Genomic DNA, 20,758 nt, shown 5'->3' with positions numbered 1-20,758 from the left:
AAAAAAGCTTTTTTACACCTTGGAAGATAGTTGCTTGCGCTCGAATTCCCGAACCCTCTGACGGCAATGCTCAATCGTCTGGCTGGTCATGACACTCAGGTTTTCGTCCTTGAGCTCTCCGTCCAGATTTCTGACGATGCACTGGGCGGTTTCGATCATATAATCGAATGCCTGCATGCTGTCATCAGGGCCAGGCAGTCTGATAAAAAAGCTCACGCCTGGCGTGGTACTTTCATCCATGTCCCTGTCAAAGGTTCCAGGCTTCACAGCATTGGCCATACTGAACTGTACCGGCCCTTTATCGAAATCATATTCATGGCGATGGTATATAGACATTTCGCCGATCTGCATTCCGCAAGCTTCCACCAAATGCCTGAGTTTCGAGCCTTCGAACCCTTCCTGCGCTTTGGCCAGCACGTTGACGACAATAATTTCTTCCCTGTTATTGTCTTTGGATTTACGGCTTTCCTGCCGCTTGGCCTTCCTGTCTTTACTCTTCTCTTTGCTTTTCTGGTGTTTCTGATGAAGACTTTCCTGAATGGCATCCATGTTGGTGGATATTTTTTTCAGGAAACGATCTTTGAAGTCATTGTGCTTTTCTTCAGCCCGCACCGGCTTGTCTTCTACTTCAGCATGCAGCTCAGACGAGTCGTATGCTTCCTCATCCCGCGACGAAGCATATTCAGGCGGCATTGGTTCTACCGCCTCGCTTTGATCCTCCCACTGGGGATCAGCCCTCAGAGGCTCCTCACTGTAGTATTCGGATTCCTTTTCCGAGAAATAGGGCTCTTCATGCTCTTCGCGGATGTACTCATGCTCCCTGGGTTTCGATGCATAGTGCTCTTCGACATACTCTTCAGCATTCTCTTCGACATCGTCGTCCTGGGAGTACCGATCCTGAGACTGTTCTTGAGAGTAGCCTCTCTGTGAATAGCTCTCTTGTGAATAGCGGTCTTCAGCATATTCCTCTTCAGAATCATCCTCTTCCAGGTCGGCATAGGGCGATCGTTGTTGACGTTCATCGTCCATTTGATCCGGATGGCGACTGTCCTTGCCTTCTCGCACAACTCTGAAACCACTGCCGGGGAGTTCCGGATTAAATCCATCGTCAAGAGGAGTGTTTTCGAAATTCCCACCCATGCCCTGGGAAATTTCCATCGAGTCGCGCCGGGCACGCCGGGCACGGCGAACACCGTCCAGCACAACGATGATTATGATTAGGACACCGAGAATGACCAGCCATTCCCGTAAACTATTATCCATTCCCTAAATTACCTCGGTAAAAGCGTTTTCGTGGATCGCCTTTCGGCCCTGTATCGCCTTAATTTCGTCGCTTCTGGCGACATAATTTATTCAATTCCAGACACCATTACAATTCAGGCGTCAGAGTTTATTGATTACTAAATGGATATCCATATCTGACAGGCCTTTAACCCATCTTGACTAGGACGTTTTAAACGCCCCTAACTGCAACTGGGAGTCACATCAAAAAGGTCACATTAAAAGCCAATAATTTGGTCACATCACGCTGTGGTGATGTGGAACAACATCAAAGTTCTGCCAAAGCAGCGGCTTCTTCAACGTCCACCGATACCAGACGAGACACGCCAGGTTCATGCATGGTCACCCCCATCAGATGGTCCGCCTTTTCCATCGCGATCTTGTTATGGGTGATATAGATAAACTGCACCTGATCGGACATTTCCTTCACCATGCGAGCATAGCGCCCAACGTTGGCATCATCCAGCGGCGCGTCCACCTCATCCAGCATACAGAATGGTGCCGGATTCAACTGGAAGATCGAAAAAATCAGGGCGATAGCGGTCAGGGCTTTTTCTCCCCCTGACAGCAAGTGAATCGTACTATTCTTCTTACCCGGAGGCCGCGCCATGATCGCCACACCGGTTTCCAGGAGATCTTCCCCGGTCAGCTCCAGATAGGCGTGGCCACCGCCAAACACTCTTGGAAACAGATTCTGCAGCCCCTCATTGACCTGATCAAAGGTTTCCTTGAATTTGTTCCGGGTCTCTTTATCAATCTTACGAATGGCGTTTTCCAGGGTTTCCAAAGCTTCCTGCAGATCTTCATACTGGCCATCCAGATAGACCTTACGCTCGGATTGCGCCTGATACTCATCAATCGCTGCCAGGTTGATCGCGCCCAATCTGGAGATTTTGTTGCCAATTTGCTCAATTTCGTCCTGCAGCGCCTGTTCGGTATCTTCCTCTGCCAGCATGGGAAGCAATTGCTGGATATCGAAATCTTCCTCGGCCAACTGATCTCTCAGTGTATTTTTTCGAATATCCGCTTCCCGCTGCCGCATGCGCATGGACTCAATCTGTCCCCGCTGATCCTGAATGGATTGCTCATTGCGGTGGCGTCTTACTTCGTCATCCTGCATGGATTTTTCAAGGTCCGACAATTTATCCCGCTGGGTCGACAGAACCTGTTCCTGCTCCAGCCTGAGTCCCAAAAGACCTTCCAACCGCTCATGCAGATCCTCTTCCGGTGCCTGATGGGTACTGAGATTTTCCTCCACCCAGTGCAACCGGTCTTCGGAACGTTTGATATTCACCAAACCTTTCTCAAGCGCCTGCTTCACCGAGTCTCGGCGCGTGGTCAGCGCACTGACCCGTAGTTGCAGTTGATGAGACTGCTCACGATCCTGGCGCGCCTGGGAACGCAGGTTATCGAGTCTCTGCCGCGCACTGTCACGCTGATTGAGCAGCGTTTCTTTCTGCTCAACACATTCTTCCAGCTCCAGCAGAGATTGTTGCCAGACTTCCCGGCTGAGCTTCAACGATTCATTTTCTTCCGCCAGTTGTTCGTCGATTTGCCCCACTTCACTTGCGATATGCGACTGACGCCGTTCAATCTGTTCCTGCCTGGCTTCCTTGGCACTGATTTCCGCTTTGATCTGAAGCTGCTGTTTATTCAGTTCCACCAGTTCCTTCTGATGATTTTCCGCAGTAGTCTCAAAGTCTTCGAGTTGTTGTTCGATACCAGAGCGTGCTGCGGCAACCTCATCCATATGGGCACTGATCACTGCCAACTGCTCATCAATTTCCGCCAGCCTTCGGGCTCGGGTCAACACACCGGCAGTAGAATGTTCCGCATGAGGCCCCTGCATCCAGTGACGGGCAATCCGGGAACCGTCGGGAAGCACGAAGTATTCTTCATCCCCCAGTTCATCCAGCCTGCTGAAAGCATTCTCAAAGTTGTCACAGGCCTTGGCGCCATCAAGCCAGTATGCCACGGATGTCTGACAGGACTCTGCGCCGGTATTTCCGGAGAACTGAGCAAACACATTGCTTCGGGTAACATGCTCAGCAATCAGACAAACACCGGGAGCCGGCGGTTGCTGAATGGCTTTCAATTGCTCTGACGGGAGTACTCGAGCCTGCAATCTCTCATGCAATAAAGATTCGACGGCCGTTTCCCATTGTGAATCAGCTTGCAAAGAGTCAGACAACAGCGGGGCCTGATCAGCACCCACCTGCTGTAGCCACTGCGTGGCGCTTTCATTGATACTGGCCTCATCATTGGCCTGTAATGCCAGCAATGAAGACTGCTCGCCTCGGAGTGTCTGGTCCTGGGTACGAATATCATTTAGCTGGCGGGAATATTCTTCCAATCTTACCCGGAGCGCTTTTTCAGACTGGCGATGGGACTCATGGATCTGATTCTGATCTTCTAAACGCAGCTCCAGCTCCATCAGCTGTTCCCTGAGCATCTCCAGAGATTCGCTGTCTCCCAAAGATTGCGTGGCATTCTTTTCTTCCATGAGTTTGCTGCGGCGGTCCTGCAGTTGTTGTATCTGTTTTTCCGCCTGCTGAATGCGCGACTGTTCTATCTCGGCCGTTTTTTGCAGATCATTGTTACGGTGAGAAAACTCATCCCAGGAATGCTGCCAGTTCTGCATGGCCTCTTCTGCTTCCGCCAGATGATCTGCGGAAGTCTCCGAGCGCATCAGAAGTTCTTCAAGCTCCGGTTCAAGTTCCAGCAGCTCTTCTTCAGACTCGGTCAGTTGCTCCTCTTCCAGCGCACGCTCTTCACGCAATTCTGTGAGGGTCATCTGTAATTGTTCAAGTTCAGCCTTGAGTTGTTCTTCCCGTTCCCGGGCACTCTTAATCTGCTGTTCTATTTTGGCGATTTCAGCTCCGGTACCGTAATAGTCTGCCTGCGCCTGATTGACTGCCTCTCCCGCTTCCTGGCGTTGCTGTCTCAGCGTCTCCAGTTGGCTGTCCACATGAGTACGTTCGTACAGCAGCCTTTCCAGATCCACTTCTCTGTCCCGAATGGAATTGGCCAGTTCGGTAGATTGCCGATCCAACTGATTCCATTTGAAACTGTTCAAAAGTGCCTTTTTGTGCCGCTCTTCGGTTTTCAACTCTTTATAGCGTTCAGCTGCCTTGGCCTGGCGGTGCAGATGCTGCAGCTGTCGGTCAAGCTCTTCACGGATATCGGTCAGGCGGTCCAGGTTTTCGCGGGTACGCTTCATGCGGTTTTCGGTTTCCCTGCGCCGCTCTTTGTACTTGGATATGCCAGCCGCCTCTTCTAGGAAGATGCGTAATTCTTCAGGCTTGGATTCAATCAGACGGGAGATCATCCCCTGTTCAATGATCGCGTAACTTCGAGGCCCCAGACCAGTTCCCAGAAACAGGTCGGTGATGTCTTTCTTTCGACATTTATTATTGTTGAGAAAATAGGCCGATTGGCCATCTCTGGTGACTTTACGTTTAACGGAAACTTCGTTGTAGCGGGCGAATTCGCCCTGAATAGTGCCGCCGGTGTTGTCAAAGATCAGCTCAATGGTCGCCTGTCCTACCGGTTTACGGGAGTTGGAGCCATTGAATATGACATCCGCCATCGACTCGCCTCGCAGATGCTTGGCGGAGCTCTCCCCCATGACCCATCTGACAGCGTCAATGATGTTGGATTTGCCGCAACCGTTCGGCCCGACCACTGCCGACATGTTGTTGGGAAAATGCACCGTTGTCGGATCGACAAAGGATTTGAAGCCGGCAAGCTTGATGGATTTCAGTCTCATATCAGATTTTGCAGGATGAGAAAAAGAATTGCGTACAACGTGAGGCTGGAGTTTAGCGGATTCCCAAAGGTCAGACCAGCAGCAGTTCTTTCAAGCTGCGGAGACAGCCACCAAGCCGCCGCAGGATAATCGCCAGATCATTACAAGATCATCATCTAAACTGCTGAAAAAGAGGCTGTTTGCCAAAAGCCATATAGCTCCCCCCTCAAGAAATCCTGAGGACAAGGATTTATGCCCATCAACATAAAGGAAAACCAATGTTGGTTCGACTAGCAGGTTACCTAATACCCTGTCAGGCAGCTGAGCGATCTTCGAGAACGGAAAGTACGAGATCTTTCTGGTGCTCGGCAAAACTATCAATGACCAGCTTGAGGCCCGACAGGTCGCGGGCCTTGACCGCTTTCAGAAGTCCATCATAAAAATGCAGGGATTGAATCAATTCATCCCGTCTGGAATGCATCGCCAGATAATAGGTCCGGCTGATCGAGGGCCGAAGATTTTCCAGAGTTTCCTGAAGGTATGGGTTATCGCAAAAACCCATGCACATATCCATCAGTTCGAATGAATGATCCACCACGGACTCAATGGAGGCATCCGGGGTCAGAATAATGGTGTTGATCCGCTGAATCTGATCACTGACCGGCTTCAGATCAGTCTCTTCCCAGGTTGTCGCCACTTTGCTGGCCAGCATGGTCAGGAGAACGGCAAACATATCATACAGAGAAGCCACCTGATGTGGGGTCAGGTCAGATACCACCGCCCCCTTGCGGGGATAGATCTCAATCAGGTGGCGTCTTTCCAGAATCAAAAGAGCCTCCCTGACTGATCCACGGCTGACATCCAGATCACTGGCAACCTTCAATTCCTGAATTCTTTCAAGCGGCTTGAGTGTGCCTACCATGATTAAACGACCCAAATGCTGCGCGATCTGTTCAGCCAGACTCTCTGGAGCTTGAAACCTCATATCCTACCCACCCCATCTATGGGGCCATTAATGAACACAAATGAACTGGCGATAAACGCCAATTGCTACCGAAACTGACAATAAATACTTCACCAGATTAGCCGTAGAGTCAATGATCATCCTACAAGGCCGCTTTGACACCACACCTTCCAGCTCTGATCACTTGTTGACCACACCATACCTATTGTCCTACAATCCAACATTCAAACAATAAAAAAGGAAGAAATCATCATGCTGAAGCATCTGCCTCATCAGGTCGCACTGACCGTCAAGAAATGGAGCTATCTGTTATTTCTTGTACCTGCACTCCTGCCATTTATCAGCCACGTTCTTGGCAACCATTTTGACAATCACAACCTATGGGCCTTTACCACGGTTACATTTGTATTTGGATTAGTACCGCTGCTCGACCCAATTATTGGGAAAGACCCAATCAACCCGGATGAACAGGATGAAGTCCCCACAATGGAAGAAGATCCCTTCTACAAACGACTCACACTTTTGTCTGTTCCCCTCTATCTGATACTCGTTTTCTGGAGTGCACATATTTTTACCGCGGAACAGTTTAACTGGGTTGGCAAATTGGGCTGGATGCTGTCAATTGGAACCGTCGGAGCGCTGGCCATCACCATTGCTCACGAGTTGATTCACAAAGATGAGAAATTAGAGAGGCTATTCGGCGGGGTTCTACTCAGCCTAGTAAGCTATGGAGGGTTTAAGGTTGAACATTTAAGAGGGCACCACGTGAATGTATCCACTCCTTTGGATGCATCTTCAGCGCGCTTTAACCAATCTCTGTATCAGTTCCTTCCTCATGCTTACCTGCACAATTTTCTGAATGCCTGGAAGCTAGAGAAAAAACGCTTGTCAAAAAAGGGGAAATCTCTGCTGTCATTTCAGAATGAATTGATCTGGTGGTATGGCTTGAGCCTCTTTTGGCTAATCTTGTGTTTCGCTTTCTGGGGAGTTGGCGGCGCTGTGTTTTTTCTGGCACAAAGCTTTGTTGCCTTTACTCTTCTGGAAATCGTGAATTATCTGGAACATTACGGCTTGCATCGTCGCAAGCTGGAAAATGGCCGCTTTGAGCGAGTTCAACCGGAACATTCCTGGAACTCAAACTATTTTTTAACCAATCTGTTTCTGTTCCATCTACAGAGGCATTCCGATCATCACGCCAATGCCAAACGTCGTTATCAGGTTCTCAGGCACTACGACCATGCCCCGCAGCTACCTGCTGGCTATGCGACCATGGTATTACTGGCCCTTATTCCTCCACTTTGGTTTAAAGTCATGAATCCCAAAGTTGAAGCCTATTACCAGCATGAGCACCACCAGCTTCAGTAGTGTCACTGCGCCCAAGCATATCTTTCCCTATACAATGAAAAGAACTCCTGAGAACGGCAGAGCCTCACCTCTGCCGTTCAGGGTGGCTTTTCCGATCAAATATCTGAATCCCCATTCGTCATTTTTTTGGCATTCGGCATTTCTTTACCCTATTCGACGTCATGAAACCGTCTACTTTACGACCACATTCTGCCGCAGATTTATCTATATTATTGTTATTCCTAGCATTTTAAAACTGGCATTGAAAATGCTTAATGTTTGTATGAACCAGATGTTTGCCGGTTGGTATCAAAGCGTGAAAGCAGGAGTCTCTATGCCAAATTCAAGATCTGACAGTCGGAAGCCCACGGGCTCACGCCTGGCCTTAGCGCCAAGCCCAAGCGCCCGTCAACTGAACACGGAAGATCTATCCCATATCCTGGTACGCAAACTCCAGACGACTTTGGAAACAGAGCAACTGATCACATGGTTTGTTGAAGGCGTATCCCCTTTGCTTGGCGACATCCGTTGCAAATTCGAGTCGACATTAATAACCGTCAATACCGGAACCGCGGACAAGGCTCGCCACACTGCCAGTTACAACCTTACTCTGGAAGGAAACCCGCTCGGCCAAATCGAGTTTCAAAGGGCTGCCAAGTTCACAGAGGAAGAACTGGCTTCTCTGGAAGCATTGCTTGGATGCCTGATTTATCCTCTCAGAAACAGTCTTCATTATCATGAGGCAGTAAGTGCCGCCATGACAGACGCCCTGACTGGCATAGGTAACAAGCGATCATTTGATTATCAGATTCATCGCGAAGTGGCTCAAGCCCGTCGTTATGGATCGATATTGTCGCTCCTGGTGTTTGACGTGGATTTCTTTAAATCCATCAATGACAACTATGGTCACAACGCTGGTGATGCAGTGTTAAAACAGTTAACTAAAGTGGTGGTAGACACCTGCAGGGATAGCGATATGATATTTCGCATGGGGGGCGAGGAATTCGCGCTGCTCTTACCCAAAACCGGTCTGGCTGGGGCTTTGACTATTGCGGAAAGAATTCGTGAATCTGTAGCTCAAACGGTCTTCTGCTATGAAAGCCAGAAAATCAGCGCCACAATCAGCCTGGGAGTGGCCTGTCATGAAGGAAGTGAATCCCGCTGTAGCCTGATGGAGAGGACAGACAAGGCACTCTACCGAGCCAAACACCTTGGCAGAAATAAATCAGTGATTGCCGACAACTACCAGGATCTAAGGGAAAGATGTGAAGAGTCCGCCGATCAACTATCTATCTAAGTTGATTTAGGCAGACCTGTTTCACAACAATTGTTCTTCAGAGCAATCTGTTTTGAGAAAAGCCCAAACTACTGGTCGGTGGCCAATCGGGGGGGGACAGGCATCATTTCTTCGGAGAGGGTCGGCGTCCCCGCTCCTTTTGAGCCTTCTTCACAGACCCCGCTCCCCCTTCAGCCAGCTTTCTGCGACCAGAAGGCTTACCTGACGGCTTTTTGATCTGATGGCCTGATTTATTCATCTGACGCTTAAGTTTAGCCTTATGCTGAGGGTTCAACTCAACGACTTTCTTGGGCTTTAATCCTGCCATCTCATAAAGAACATTGACGTCTTTCTGGGACATAAGCTCCCAGCCTCCGACTTTGATGCGGCTGGGCAGAAAAATAAAACCATATCTCACCCGCTTCAACCTGCTGACCGTAACACCCTGAGACTCCCAAAGTCGGCGCACCTCTCTGTTCCGCCCCTCCTGCAGAACAACATGGAACCAGCGATTTGAGCCAGTACCGCCAGCTTCACTGATATCACTGAATCGTGCCGGCCCATCCTCCAGAAATACGCCTTCCTTGAGACGACCAATCATTTCCTCATCCACTTCGCCCAGGACACGGACCGCATATTCCCGATCAATTTCAGACGAGGGATGCATCAGCTTGTTGGCCAATTCGCCATCTGTCGTAAATAACAACAGACCGCTGGTATTAATATCCAGCCTGCCAACGGCGACCCAGCGCCCCTGAACCGGACGGGGCAAACGACCGAATACCGTAGGTCGACCTTCAGGATCATTCCGGCTGGTAACTTCGCCTTCAGGCTTGTTGTAAACCAATACCAGGGTTTCTTCCGCCACTTCATCGGGTATAGGATGGCCGTCCACGATGATTTTATCAGCTCCTGAGACACGGTCCCCCAATTTGGCCACGTGACCATTCACCCGAACCCGCCCCTGCGAAATCCATTCCTCTACCTGCCTGCGAGAACCAACTCCTCGACGGGCAATAACTTTCTGCAGTTTTTCATCAACGGATTGCGGCATATAACACCTGAGTAAAAAAAATTAAGGGACTGTTCAAACTAATGAAGCGTTTTATCTTGAGGTAGTTCAGGAGACACGGCAGGCTGCTCTGCCTCCTCTTCGTGGATTGTATCACTATCAGAATCATCACCGGCATCTGTATCTGCTTCAACACCTGCATCTGTTTCAACACCTGTATCTGTTTCAACACCGGCCAGATTCAACTCCAGAGACCGGCCGATCTCATCCAGATCTCTCACTTCCGCCAATGGCGGTAGCTGATCCAGACTCTTCAGATTAAAGTAATCCAGAAACTGCCTGGTGGTGGCAAACAATGCCGGTTTTCCTGGCACATCTTTGTGGCCGACAACTCTGACCCACTCTCTTTCCTGAAGGGTTTTCATGATCTGAGTGCTGACTGCCACACCACGAATATCCTCAATATCACCTCGGGTAATAGGCTGCCGGTAAGCAATAATTGCCAGCGTTTCAAGTAATGCCCGGGAATATCGTTGTGGCCGCTCTTCCTGCAGCAACCCCACCCAGGGCGCGAAGTCTGCCTTAATCTGGAAACGATATCCACTGGCAACCTCGGTAAGATTCATAACACCATCCTGGTATCTGAGCTGTAATTCGGTAACTACAGCCCGAACGTCATCTCGGGATGGCTTCAGGTCATCCTCACTCAGCAATGCCACTAGCTGCTCAACCGACATCGGCTTTTCTGCTGCGAGCAATATTGCCTCAATGACATTATTCAGGGTCATTATTCACCTCTAATCTCGGCTCGGAATATTCCTGATCGTCCCTGTCTGCGTTTTCTAACCCAGTGCCTTCAATTACGTTCGGGGTTTCAAAAGCCCCTTCCGCAGTTGCACCTTCATCCAGTCCTTCAGACGGCCCTTCTTCCGATGGCTCATCTGTATCCAGTTTGTCGCCTCGGGCACGCACATGAATCTCACCGAAGCTCTCTGTCTGTACCAGTTCTACCAGAGACTCTTTTACCAGCTCCAGAATCGCCAGGAAGGTCACAACAACACCTAGCTTGCCTTCTTCCGCCTTAAACAGATCAACGAAGCGGGTAAACTGATCGGCAGATAACCGATCAAGCACCTGTGTCATACGTTCACGGGTAGATAGCTTTTCTCTCTCCACCTGATGATGCTCAAACAGTTCAGAGCGTTTCAGCACTTCCCTGAAAGCCAGCAGCACCTCCCTCAGATCTACGTCAGGATGTTTCTTTACCTTGGTGATTTTGGGAACTTCGGGCTGGGCTTCTGCAAAGTCACGCTCCATCCGAGGCAGTTCATCAATGTTTTCAGCGGCCGTTTTGAATCTTTCGTATTGCTGGAGTCGACGGATCAGTTCAGCTCTGGGATCATCTTCCTCTTCCTCGTCAGACTCTCTCTTTGGCAACAGGAAGCGAGATTTGATCTCTGCCAGCATCGCAGCCATGACGAGATACTCTGCTGCCAGTTCAAACCTCATGTCCTGCATAATATGGATATATTCCATGTACTGACGTGTTACTTCGGACACATCAATATTCAGAATATCCATATTCTGGCGCCTGATCAGATACAGCAGAAGATCCAGAGGCCCTTCAAAAGATTCCAGAAAGACTTCGAGGGCATCGGGAGGAATATACAGATCCTGGGGAATTTCAGTGACTGGCTTCCCCTCGACAACAGCCAGCGGAAGTTCCTGTTGCTGCGGAACCTGCTGCTGGTTGTCGGGAGAGTTCTGTTCAGTCATTCAATTATTCGCCAGGCGATTGGGTGAAAGGCGACCTGCGACTGGCAGGCCAGACCCTTATTCGTAGGAAAGCCCCATGGCACTACGAACTTCGTCCAGTGTAGACTTTGCCGCATCACGCGCTTTATCCGACCCTTCCGCAATAATACTGCGAACCAGCCCCGGATCATCTTCATAGCGCAGAGCGCGGTCACGTATTGGACGCTGCTCTTCAATCACGGCATCTGCGACAGGCTTCTTGCACTCGATACAACCTATCCCGGCCGAACGACATCCAGTCTGAACCCAGTCTTTGGTACTATCATCAGAATAGACCTCATGGAGCTGCCATACCGGGCATTTTGCCGGGTCACCCGGGTCTGATCGACGTACACGTTGAGGGTCCGTCTGCATGGTCCGGATCTTTTGGGAAACCGTATCCGGATCCTCCCGTAAACCGATTGTATTGTGGTAGGACTTCGACATTTTCTGCCCGTCCAGCCCCGGCATTTTGCTCTCAGGAGTTAGCAAAGGCTGAGGTTCCGGTAAAATCACCTTGCCGCCGCCTTCCAGATAACCGAACAAACGCTCGCGGTCCCCCAATGAAATATTCTGTTGGTCCCGCAATAGTGCGCGAGCAGTTTCCAGGGCCTCGGTGTCTCCCTGTTCCAGATAACGCTTACGCAGTGATTCATAAAGCTTGCCGGCCTTTTTACCCATCTTCTTGATGGCCGCAATGGCGTTTTCCTCAAAACCGGCTTCTTTACCATAGATATGATTAAAGCGGCGAGCCACCTCACGGGTCATCTCAATATGAGACACCTGATCAGCCCCAACAGGCACATGCCCCGCACGGTACACCAGAATATCGGCGCTTTGCAGCAATGGATACCCCAGGAATCCATAGGTTGCCAGATCTTTTTCCTTCAGTTTCTCCTGCTGATCCTTGTAGGTAGGAACCCGCTCTAGCCAGCCCAGAGGTGTAATCATTGAAAGCAGCAGATGGAGTTCCGCGTGCTCCGGCACCCTGGATTGGATAAACAAAGTCGCCGAGCCGGGATTGACTCCCGCGGCCAGCCAGTCAATCACCATATCCCAGGTAGACTGTTCGATTCCGTAGGGATCGTCGTAGTTGGTAGTAAGAGCATGCCAGTCAGCAACAAAGAAAAAACACTCATACTCATGTTGCAGTTTAACCCAGTTTTTCAGCACGCCATGATAGTGCCCCAGATGCAACTTCCCGGTCGGGCGCATTCCTGACAAAACCCGACTTTGCGAATCTACAGATCCCAAAATAACTCCCAGATGATTGTCATAGTAGCTTTAACAGTGAAAAACTGGGGATGTCCCAGATTGTTTACAGCCACATTTGTTGTAGGTTGAAGGGCGGATTATAAACACAATCGGCCAGGAGTTAAACGAACCTTATGTGAAATACGCAGACATAAAAAAAGCCGCATAAAGCGGCTTTTTCTAATCAGGCAGGATTATTTCCAGCCAGTCAGTTCGGCCAGAGCCTTACCGATATCAGCCAGACTGCGAACAGTCTTCACACCAGCATCTTCAAGCGCTGCAAACTTCTCTGCCGCAGTACCCTTACCACCGGCAATGATGGCACCAGCGTGGCCCATACGCTTACCAGGAGGCGCAGTAACACCTGCGATATAGGAAACGACCGGCTTGGTGACATTGTTCTTGATGTACTCAGCAGCTTCTTCTTCTGCTGTACCGCCGATCTCACCAATCATTACGATTGCTTCAGTCTGCGCGTCATTCTGGAACATTTCCAGGATATCGATGAAGTTGGAACCAGGAATCGGGTCACCACCAATACCGACACAGGTAGATTGACCAAAACCGAAGTCAGTCGTCTGCTTGACCGCTTCGTAGGTCAGTGTACCGGAACGGGATACAATCCCAACCTTGCCAGGCTTGTGAATGTGGCCAGGCATGATACCGATTTTGCACTCACCCGGAGTGATAACGCCCGGACAGTTCGGGCCAATCAGGCGAACGCCCAGCTCGTCACACTTCACTTTGGCGTCAAGCATGTCCAGAGTCGGGATACCTTCAGTGATACAGACAATCAGTTTGATCCCGGCATTGGCTGCTTCCAGGATTGAATCCTTACAGAAAGCCGCTGGCACATAGATCACAGAAGCTTCGGCACCAGTCGCTTCTACTGCTTCTTTAACAGTGTTGAATACTGGCAGATCCAGGTGAGTCTGACCGCCTTTTCCAGGAGTCACACCACCTACCATCTTGGTTCCGTAGGCAATTGCCTGCTCTGAATGGAAAGTTCCCTGAGAGCCGGTAAAGCCCTGGCAGATCACTTTGGTGTTCTTGTCGATCAAAATGCTCATTATTTACCCTCCGCTGCTTTAACCACGGCTTCAGCAGCATGAGTAAGACTTTCTGCCGCGATGATATTCAGTCCACTGTCTGCCAGTCTCTTGGCACCCAGCTCAGCGTTATTACCTTCCAGACGTACAACAACCGGTATTTTAACGCCGACTTCTTCAACCGCACCGATGATACCGTCAGCGATCAGGTCACAACGTACGATACCGCCGAAGATATTAACCAGAACCGCTTTGACATTGTCGTCAGACAAAATGATTTTGAACGCTTCTGTTACCCGTTCTTTGGTAGCGCCGCCGCCAACGTCCAGGAAGTTTGCCGGAGCACCGCCGTGCAGCTTGACAATGTCCATGGTGCCCATGGCCAGGCCTGCACCGTTCACCATGCAACCAATGTTGCCGTCCAGAGCAACATAGTTCAGTTCCCACTTGGCTGCGTGAGCTTCGCGTGGATCTTCCTGAGAAGGATCATGCATTTCGCGAATTTTAGGCTGACGGTACAGAGCGTTGCCGTCAACATTCACTTTTGCGTCCAGGCAGTGCAGATTACCCTGCTTGGTGATCACCAGTGGGTTAACTTCCAGCAGCGCCAGATCCAGGTCCTGGAACAATTTCGCCAGACCCAGGAAAATTTTGGTGAACTGTTTTACCTGATCACCTTTCAGGCCCAAAGCAAATGCCAGTTCACGACCTTGATATGGCTGAGCACCCGCCAATGGATCGATCTCGGCCTTCAGAATTTTCTCAGGCGTTTCCTCGGCCACTTGCTCGATTTCCACACCGCCTTCAGTTGACGCCATGAACACGATGCGACGGGTACCACGGTCTACAACCGCACCCAGATATAACTCCTGATCAATGTCAGTACAGGATTCCACCAGAATCTTGTTAACTGGTTGACCTTTCTCATCCGTCTGGTAAGTAACCAGATTTTGACCAAGCCATTTTTCCGCAAATGCCTTGATTTCCTCTTTGGAAGAAACCAGCTTTACACCGCCAGCCTTACCGCGACCACCAGCGTGGACCTGGGCTTTGACAACCCACTGGTCGCCACCAATTGAGTCGGCTGCAGACATGGCTTCCTGCGCTGATTCACAGGCAAACCCCTTGGAAACAGGCAGGCCGTAGTCCGCAAAGAGTTGCTTAGCTTGATACTCATGAAGATTCATAACGATTTCCGCTTTAAGTCAGCTTATGACTGATTTCCACCCGGTGATATCTCTGCAGACCCCACCGGATGGACCTGTTAAAACAGCTGAAAGGGGTTTGCCCTTCCCTACTGCTAATTAGCGCTTCTTGCGCTGAGCTACATGGATGGCGTGACCATCCACGGCCAATGCTGCTTCGTGCACCGCTTCGGAAAGCGTTGGATGTGCAAACACAGTCATGGCCAGGTCTTCTGAACTGGAGCCGAATTCCATTGCGATGACCGCCTGGGCAATCATCTCGGAAGCCTGTGGACCCATAATATGGACCCCCAGAATACGGTCAGTCTCTTTATGGGCAACAATCTTCACCATTCCCATTGTCGCATTGGCCGCCATGGCGCGCCCATTTGCCGCAAATGGGAAGGTCCCGACTTTGTATTCCTCGCCCTCAGCCTTCAACTGCTCTTCAGTTTTACCAACCCAGGCGATTTCAGGATGGGTATAGATAACCCAGGGAATACAGTCGTAATTGACTTTGGCTTTTTGGCCAGCGATACGCTCAGCAACCACAATACCTTCTTCAGAAGCTTTATGCGCAAGCATTGGTCCACGAACCACATCCCCGATAGCCCATACACCAGGCATATTGGTCTGACACAGGTCGTTGACGTAAATAAAGCCGCGCTCGTCGAGATTGACACCGCTGTCGGAAGCCAGCAGATTATCGGTCACCGGAGCACGGCCAACAGCAACAATCAACTTGTCAACTTTGACTTCGTGATCACCTTTGCTGTCACTGTAGGTCACTTTGACCACACCGCGCTTAACTTCAGTGCCGGTCACACGGGCCTTCAGTCGAATATCCAGACCCTGTTTGGTGAACTGCTTCATGGCATCCTTGGCCAGCTGCTGGTCAACAGAGGCCAGGAAATTGTCCTGAGCTTCCAGTACAACCACCTCAGAGCCCAGACGGCTCCAGACGCTGCCTAATTCCAGACCGATGACACCTGCACCGATGATACCAAGACGCTTGGGCACAGTTTCGAAATCCAGTGCACCACTGGAATCCACAATATGTTCGCCAATAGGTGCCGGTGGAATTTCTGCAGGACGAGAACCTGTTGCAATGATGACATTTTCAGCATCATAGACTGTGACTTTCCCGTTGTTGTCGGTGACTTCCACCTGCTTGTTTGCCAGCAGCTTACCGTTACCGTGAATAGACGTAATACCGTTAGCCTTGAACAGAGAAGCGATTCCTCCAGTCAGGTTTTTTACGATATTGTTTTTACGGTCCAGCATTTTGGTGACGTCCATGGCCACATCTTTGACCTGAATACCGTGCAGATCAAAATCATGCTGTGCTTCTTCATACTTGTGGGAAGACTCCAGCAACGCTTTCGAAGGAATACAACCCACATTCAGGCAGGTACCGCCCAATACAACTTTGCCGCTGTCGCCAGTCCATTTTTCAACACAGGCAGTTTTCAGGCCCAGCTGTGCAGCACGAATCGCTGCTACATATCCACCAGGACCCGCACCGATGACGATCACATCGAACTTATCAGACATATCAGTTTCCAAATTCTCTTTTAAGCGTTTAAATTTCCAACAAAATTCGAGCTGGATCTTCCAGAAGGTCTTTGATCGTCACGAGGAATTGCACTGCTTCCTTTCCGTCGATCATACGGTGATCGTATGACATTGCCAGATACATCATTGGCAGAATCACGACCTGTCCATTTACAGCCATGGGACGCTCCTGGATCTTATGCATACCCAGAATCGCAGTTTGTGGTGGATTCAGAATTGGCGTAGACATCAGCGAACCGAAAATTCCACCATTGGAAATGGTGAAGGTTCCACCGGTCATATCCTCGATGGAAAGCTTTCCGTCACGGGCTTTCTTGCCATAGTCAACAATAGAGGACTCAATATCCGCCAGGCCCATCTGATCCGCGTCACGCAATACCGGTACCACCAGACCACGCTCAGTTGACACTGCCACACCGATATCCTGATAACCATGATAGACAATATCGCTACCGTCGATTGATGCATTGACTCCTGGAAAACGCTTCAGCGCTTCACAAGCAGCCTTAACGAAGAAAGACATAAAGCCAAGCTTGGTGCCGTTATGCTTCTTCTCAAAAATATCTTTGTACTGCTTACGCATATCCATGATCGGCTTCATGTTGACCTCATTAAACGTGGTCAACATGGCAGAATTATGTTGCGCATCCAGCAAACGCTTGGCGATACTCGCGCGCAGACGAGTCATAGGCACCCGTTTCTCAGGTCTGGCACCTGCAGGAGAATCAACAGCAGGCATCGCACCGGAGGTCGACGGTGCTGCAGTAGCAGCTGGCGCTGAAGTAGTGGCAGCTGGCTTGGAAGCGCCACTCTCAAGATGCTTCACAACATCTTCCTTGGTGACTCTTCCACCTTTGCCGGACCCTTGGATAGTTGCCGGATCCAGATTGTTTTCGTCAACCATTTTACGAGCCGATGGGCTCAACAGCACTTCACCAGCAGAAGCGGCCGGCTGAGCAGTTTCCTGCGCTGCCGGAGCGGATTCAGCGGCTTTCTCTGGCGCTGCTTTAGTACCAGAGGCGCCTTCAGCAAAGATTGCTATGACTTCTTCACTCAGTACTGTTTCGCCTTCACCCTTGATAATTTTTTCAATCACACCGTCTGCTGGTGCAACAACTTCAAGTACGACTTTGTCCGTCTCGATATCGACCAGCAGCTCATCCCTTGCTACTGCTTCGCCCGGCTGCTTGTGCCAAGTCGCAACCACACCGTCTGCGACAGATTCCGGGAAAGTGGGAGATTTAATTTCGATCGCCATCTTTTATCCTTAGTTTTCAGCGCCTATTCAACTGTGAAGGCATCATTAACGAGTTTAGATTGTTCTTCTGCATGTACATGACCGTATCCAGCAGCTGGTGATGCTGATCCCGGACGGCCGGCATAATGCAGATATACTTTGGGATGAGTCTTGCCGATAACAGCTCTCATATGGTGCTGACTACAATACCAGGCACCCTGGTTCATCGGTTCTTCCTGACACCAGACAATCGCATCCAGTTTTTTGTACTGAGAAAACACTTCTTCGAGGTCATCTTCCGGGAACGGATAGAGTTGTTCAATACGGACAATTGCGGTATCGGTAATTCCATCAGTGCGACGCTTGTCCAGCAGGTCATAGTAAACCTTACCGCTACACATGATGACCCGACGAACGTTCTTCGGCTCAATCGTATCGTCAACTTCAGGCAATACTGTCTGGAAGTGGCCGTCGGCCAGTTCATCCAGAGTGGATATCGCCTCTTTATGGCGCAAAAGGCTCTTTGGACTCATGCAAACCAGAGGCTTACGCAGCGGTCTTTTTACCTGACGACGCAACATGTGGAAAACCTGGGCGGGTGTCGTCGGAACACAAACCTGAATATTATGCTCGGCTGCCAGTTGCAGGAACCTCTCTAACCGTGCAGAAGAGTGCTCAGGACCCTGCCCCTCATATCCGTGTGGCAACAGCAGAGTCAGACCACATAGGCGTCCCCACTTGTGCTCACCACTGGTGATAAACTGATCTATCACCACTTGAGCACCATTAGCGAAATCACCGAACTGCGCTTCCCAGATCACCAGAGTTTTGGGGTTGGTAGTGGCATACCCGTATTCAAAGGCCAACACTGCCTCTTCAGACAGATACGAGTCATGAATATCAAACTCAGGCTGAGATTCGGCGATGTGCTGCAATGGCACATAGGTGGAACCGTCTTTCTGGTTATGCAGAACAGCATGACGATGAGAGAAAGTACCGCGACCAACATCCTGACCGGTCAGACGTATACCGTTCCCCTCGTGAAGCAGCGTGGCATATGCCATGACTTCCGCATACCCCCAGTTAACCGACATGGCTCCCTGAGTCATCTTTTTGCGGTCGTCGAGAATTTTGGAAACCTGACGCTGGGGTACAAAACTCTCAGGCAGCGTGTCCATCTTTTTCCCAAGACGCTGTAACGTCTTCATGGAAATTCCGGCTTTACACTTTGCAGTCCACTTGTGGCCGAGGAAAGGCGCCCAATCAACAAACATTTCCTTGTTGGGCTCTTTCACCAGACTTCTGACGACATGGTAACCGTTATCCAGCAGATCTCGGTATTCGTCTTCAATCTTCTTCGCCTCTTCCTCACTCAGGACAGCATCCTCGACAAGACGCTTGGCATACAGTGTCTTGGTCGTGGGCAAGCTACGAATTTTCTGATACATCAGAGGCTGGGTCGCTGACGGCTCGTCTGCCTCGTTGTGACCGCGACGGCGATAGCACAACAGGTCAATGACCACGTCCTTTTTGAAGGTGTTGCGATAGTCCATTGCCACCTGAGTCACGAACAGGACCGCTTCGGGGTCGTCACCATTCACGTGGAATATCGGCGCCTGAACCATCTTCGCAACGTCTGTACAATACTCAGTAGAACGAGCATCTTCACGGCGACTGGTCGTGAAACCAACCTGGTTGTTGATGATGATGTGAACAGTACCACCCACACCGTAACCACGGGTCTGGCTCATCTGGAATGTTTCCATCACAACGCCCTGACCTGCGAAAGCCGCATCACCGTGCATGATGATCGGCACAACCGAATCACCCTGTTCATCATCACGACGATCCTGTCTCGCCCTGACGGAACCTTCCACCACCGGAGACACTATCTCGAGATGGGACGGGTTAAAGGCCAACGCCAGATGGACTTCACCACCAGCAGTCATGACATTTGAAGAAAAGCCCTGGTGATATTTCACGTCACCGGAACCATCATCCAGCAAACGCTTACCTTCAAATTCGTCAAACAAATCTTTCGGGTTCTTACCAAGCGTGTTGACCAGAACGTTCAAACGGCCACGGTGCGCCATACCGATAACAATTTCTTTGGCGCCGTAACTTCCGGCCCGTTGAATCAGCTCATCAACAAGTGGAATCAGACTCTCCGCACCTTCCAGGCCAAACCTTTTGGTCCCTGGGTAGCGGGAGGACAGATATTTTTCCAACCCTTCTGCAGCAGTCAGTCGTTCTAGCAAGTGAATACGACGTTCCTTTTCATACACGGGATGGCTTCTCACCGATTCCAAACGCTGTTGCAACCAACGTTTTTCATCGGTGTTGACGATATGCATATATTCCGCACCTACCGTGTCACAGTAGGTATATTCCAACCCCTTACGAATTTCTCCGAGTGTCATGGTCTCGACACCAAAACACAAAGAACCCGTCTGGAATACAGTATCTACGTCAGCCTTCGTCAGACCGTGATACTCAAGTTCAAGGTCTGCGACGTTTTCACGCTCCATCAGACCCAATGGATCCAGCTTGGCAATCTGGTGACCACGGAATCGGTAGGTATTGATCAGTTGGAGAACTTTAACCTGTTTACGCTCGTGCTCAGTGCTGACCATAGAATCCGGACTAGGTTCTACGGCAACAGAACGGCGCTTGGAAAGTTTCAGAAACTGTTCACGGATGACGGAATGGGGAATATCCTGGGAGGGTAGACCCTGGTCGATTGGAAGCTTGTCGAAATAATTCCGCCACTCTTCAGGGATCGCATTCGGATCAGTTAAATAGGTCTCGTAGAGTTGCTCAACATAGGCAAAATTCCCTCCCGCCAAATGGGAAGTCTGCCATAGCTGCTCCATCGTGCTTTCGTGCATATCGCTCGCCTTGCTAGGAAGTGGGGAGCTGATGGAGAGTGTAGATCTTGAACAAACAGTCGTTTTTTGTGCGCGCAAGAGCCACACCCATCAAGTCTGCGGACTATTCCGCTTCCCCATAGGTTTACACCAGTAGGCAGCTCCGCCTTACC

General features: G+C 50.3%; 14 protein-coding genes. 2 read left to right on the top strand and 12 right to left on the bottom strand.

Features of this window, described 5'->3' with window-relative positions:
- Positions 1-12: 12 nt before the first annotated feature.
- From zipA to F566_RS0123300, 3 genes are all read right to left on the bottom strand, one after another.
- Positions 13-1,263 carry a cell division protein ZipA gene (gene zipA, locus F566_RS0123310; RefSeq protein WP_020409445.1) on the bottom strand — a complete coding sequence of 417 codons (1,251 nt, stop codon included), beginning with the start codon at positions 1,261-1,263 and terminating at the stop codon, positions 13-15.
- A 286-nt stretch (positions 1,264-1,549) separates the two neighbouring features.
- Positions 1,550-5,050 carry a chromosome segregation protein SMC gene (gene smc, locus F566_RS0123305; protein ID WP_020409444.1) on the bottom strand — a complete coding sequence of 1,167 codons (3,501 nt, stop codon included), beginning with the start codon at positions 5,048-5,050 and terminating at the stop codon, positions 1,550-1,552.
- A gap of 292 nt (positions 5,051-5,342) precedes the next feature.
- Complete coding sequence (locus tag F566_RS0123300) at positions 5,343-6,014, bottom strand: GntR family transcriptional regulator (RefSeq protein WP_020409443.1); 672 nt, start codon at positions 6,012-6,014, stop codon at positions 5,343-5,345.
- 231 nt (positions 6,015-6,245) lie between these two features.
- Between F566_RS0123300 and F566_RS0123295 the strand changes: the two genes are divergently transcribed.
- A complete protein-coding gene (locus F566_RS0123295) occupies positions 6,246-7,358 on the top strand; it encodes an alkane 1-monooxygenase (RefSeq protein ID WP_020409442.1) in 1,113 nt (370 codons plus the stop codon).
- A gap of 313 nt (positions 7,359-7,671) precedes the next feature.
- On the top strand, positions 7,672-8,634 hold the full coding sequence (locus F566_RS35740; protein ID WP_157497029.1) for a GGDEF domain-containing protein: 963 nt from the start codon (positions 7,672-7,674) through the stop codon (positions 8,632-8,634).
- A gap of 103 nt (positions 8,635-8,737) precedes the next feature.
- On the opposite strand, the gene rluB is transcribed toward F566_RS35740, so the two are convergent.
- The 9 genes from rluB to F566_RS0123245 form a co-directional block, all read right to left on the bottom strand.
- Positions 8,738-9,667 (bottom strand): 23S rRNA pseudouridine(2605) synthase RluB, encoded by a 930-nt coding sequence (rluB, locus tag F566_RS0123285; RefSeq protein ID WP_020409440.1) that lies wholly within the window; start codon positions 9,665-9,667, stop codon positions 8,738-8,740.
- 38 nt (positions 9,668-9,705) lie between these two features.
- A complete protein-coding gene (gene scpB / locus F566_RS33815; protein ID WP_020409439.1) occupies positions 9,706-10,413 on the bottom strand; it encodes an SMC-Scp complex subunit ScpB in 708 nt (235 codons plus the stop codon).
- Complete coding sequence (locus F566_RS0123275; RefSeq protein ID WP_020409438.1) at positions 10,400-11,401, bottom strand: segregation and condensation protein A; 1,002 nt, start codon at positions 11,399-11,401, stop codon at positions 10,400-10,402. The genes scpB and F566_RS0123275 overlap by 14 nt, the downstream gene beginning before the upstream one ends.
- A gap of 57 nt (positions 11,402-11,458) precedes the next feature.
- The gene (locus F566_RS0123270; RefSeq protein WP_083921162.1) at positions 11,459-12,673 is read right to left on the bottom strand and encodes a tryptophan--tRNA ligase; all 1,215 of its coding nucleotides are present in this window, start codon (positions 12,671-12,673) and stop codon (positions 11,459-11,461) included.
- Positions 12,674-12,867: 194 nt separating this feature from the next.
- Positions 12,868-13,743, bottom strand: coding sequence for a succinate--CoA ligase subunit alpha (gene sucD / locus F566_RS0123265; RefSeq protein WP_020409436.1), 876 nt, complete (start codon positions 13,741-13,743; stop codon positions 12,868-12,870).
- Positions 13,743-14,909: an ADP-forming succinate--CoA ligase subunit beta gene (gene sucC, locus F566_RS0123260; protein WP_020409435.1), complete on the bottom strand. Its 1,167-nt coding sequence runs from the start codon at positions 14,907-14,909 to the stop codon at positions 13,743-13,745. The genes sucD and sucC overlap by 1 nt, the downstream gene beginning before the upstream one ends.
- Before the next feature lie 117 nt (positions 14,910-15,026).
- Complete coding sequence (lpdA, locus tag F566_RS0123255) at positions 15,027-16,460, bottom strand: dihydrolipoyl dehydrogenase (protein WP_020409434.1); 1,434 nt, start codon at positions 16,458-16,460, stop codon at positions 15,027-15,029.
- Positions 16,461-16,488: 28 nt separating this feature from the next.
- Positions 16,489-17,739 (bottom strand): 2-oxoglutarate dehydrogenase complex dihydrolipoyllysine-residue succinyltransferase, encoded by a 1,251-nt coding sequence (odhB, locus tag F566_RS0123250; RefSeq protein WP_020409433.1) that lies wholly within the window; start codon positions 17,737-17,739, stop codon positions 16,489-16,491.
- Positions 17,740-17,762: 23 nt separating this feature from the next.
- Positions 17,763-20,606, bottom strand: a complete 2,844-nt coding sequence (locus tag F566_RS0123245) for a 2-oxoglutarate dehydrogenase E1 component (protein ID WP_020409432.1) — start codon at positions 20,604-20,606, stop codon at positions 17,763-17,765.
- Positions 20,607-20,758 lie beyond the last annotated feature (152 nt).

It is taken from the genome of Hahella ganghwensis DSM 17046 (assembly GCF_000376785.1).
GTDB lineage: Bacteria > Pseudomonadota > Gammaproteobacteria > Pseudomonadales > Oleiphilaceae > Hahella > Hahella ganghwensis.
This window is presented reverse-complemented; position numbering and strand designations above follow the sequence as displayed.

Excerpts from the sequence above, each read along its gene's own strand:
- zipA (WP_020409445.1), bottom strand. The coding sequence starts at position 1,263 with ATGGATAATAGTTTACGGGAATGGCTGGTCATTCTCGGTGTCCTAATC.
- smc (WP_020409444.1), bottom strand. The coding sequence starts at position 5,050 with ATGAGACTGAAATCCATCAAGCTTGCCGGCTTCAAATCCTTTGTCGAT.
- F566_RS0123300 (WP_020409443.1), bottom strand. The coding sequence starts at position 6,014 with ATGAGGTTTCAAGCTCCAGAGAGTCTGGCTGAACAGATCGCGCAGCAT.
- F566_RS0123295 (WP_020409442.1), top strand. The coding sequence starts at position 6,246 with ATGCTGAAGCATCTGCCTCATCAGGTCGCACTGACCGTCAAGAAATGG.
- F566_RS35740 (WP_157497029.1), top strand. The coding sequence starts at position 7,672 with ATGCCAAATTCAAGATCTGACAGTCGGAAGCCCACGGGCTCACGCCTG.
- rluB (WP_020409440.1), bottom strand. The coding sequence starts at position 9,667 with ATGCCGCAATCCGTTGATGAAAAACTGCAGAAAGTTATTGCCCGTCGA.
- scpB (WP_020409439.1), bottom strand. The coding sequence starts at position 10,413 with ATGACCCTGAATAATGTCATTGAGGCAATATTGCTCGCAGCAGAAAAG.
- F566_RS0123275 (WP_020409438.1), bottom strand. The coding sequence starts at position 11,401 with ATGACTGAACAGAACTCTCCCGACAACCAGCAGCAGGTTCCGCAGCAA.
- sucD (WP_020409436.1), bottom strand. The coding sequence starts at position 13,743 with ATGAGCATTTTGATCGACAAGAACACCAAAGTGATCTGCCAGGGCTTT.
- sucC (WP_020409435.1), bottom strand. The coding sequence starts at position 14,909 with ATGAATCTTCATGAGTATCAAGCTAAGCAACTCTTTGCGGACTACGGC.
- lpdA (WP_020409434.1), bottom strand. The coding sequence starts at position 16,460 with ATGTCTGATAAGTTCGATGTGATCGTCATCGGTGCGGGTCCTGGTGGA.
- odhB (WP_020409433.1), bottom strand. The coding sequence starts at position 17,739 with ATGGCGATCGAAATTAAATCTCCCACTTTCCCGGAATCTGTCGCAGAC.
- F566_RS0123245 (WP_020409432.1), bottom strand. The coding sequence starts at position 20,606 with ATGCACGAAAGCACGATGGAGCAGCTATGGCAGACTTCCCATTTGGCG.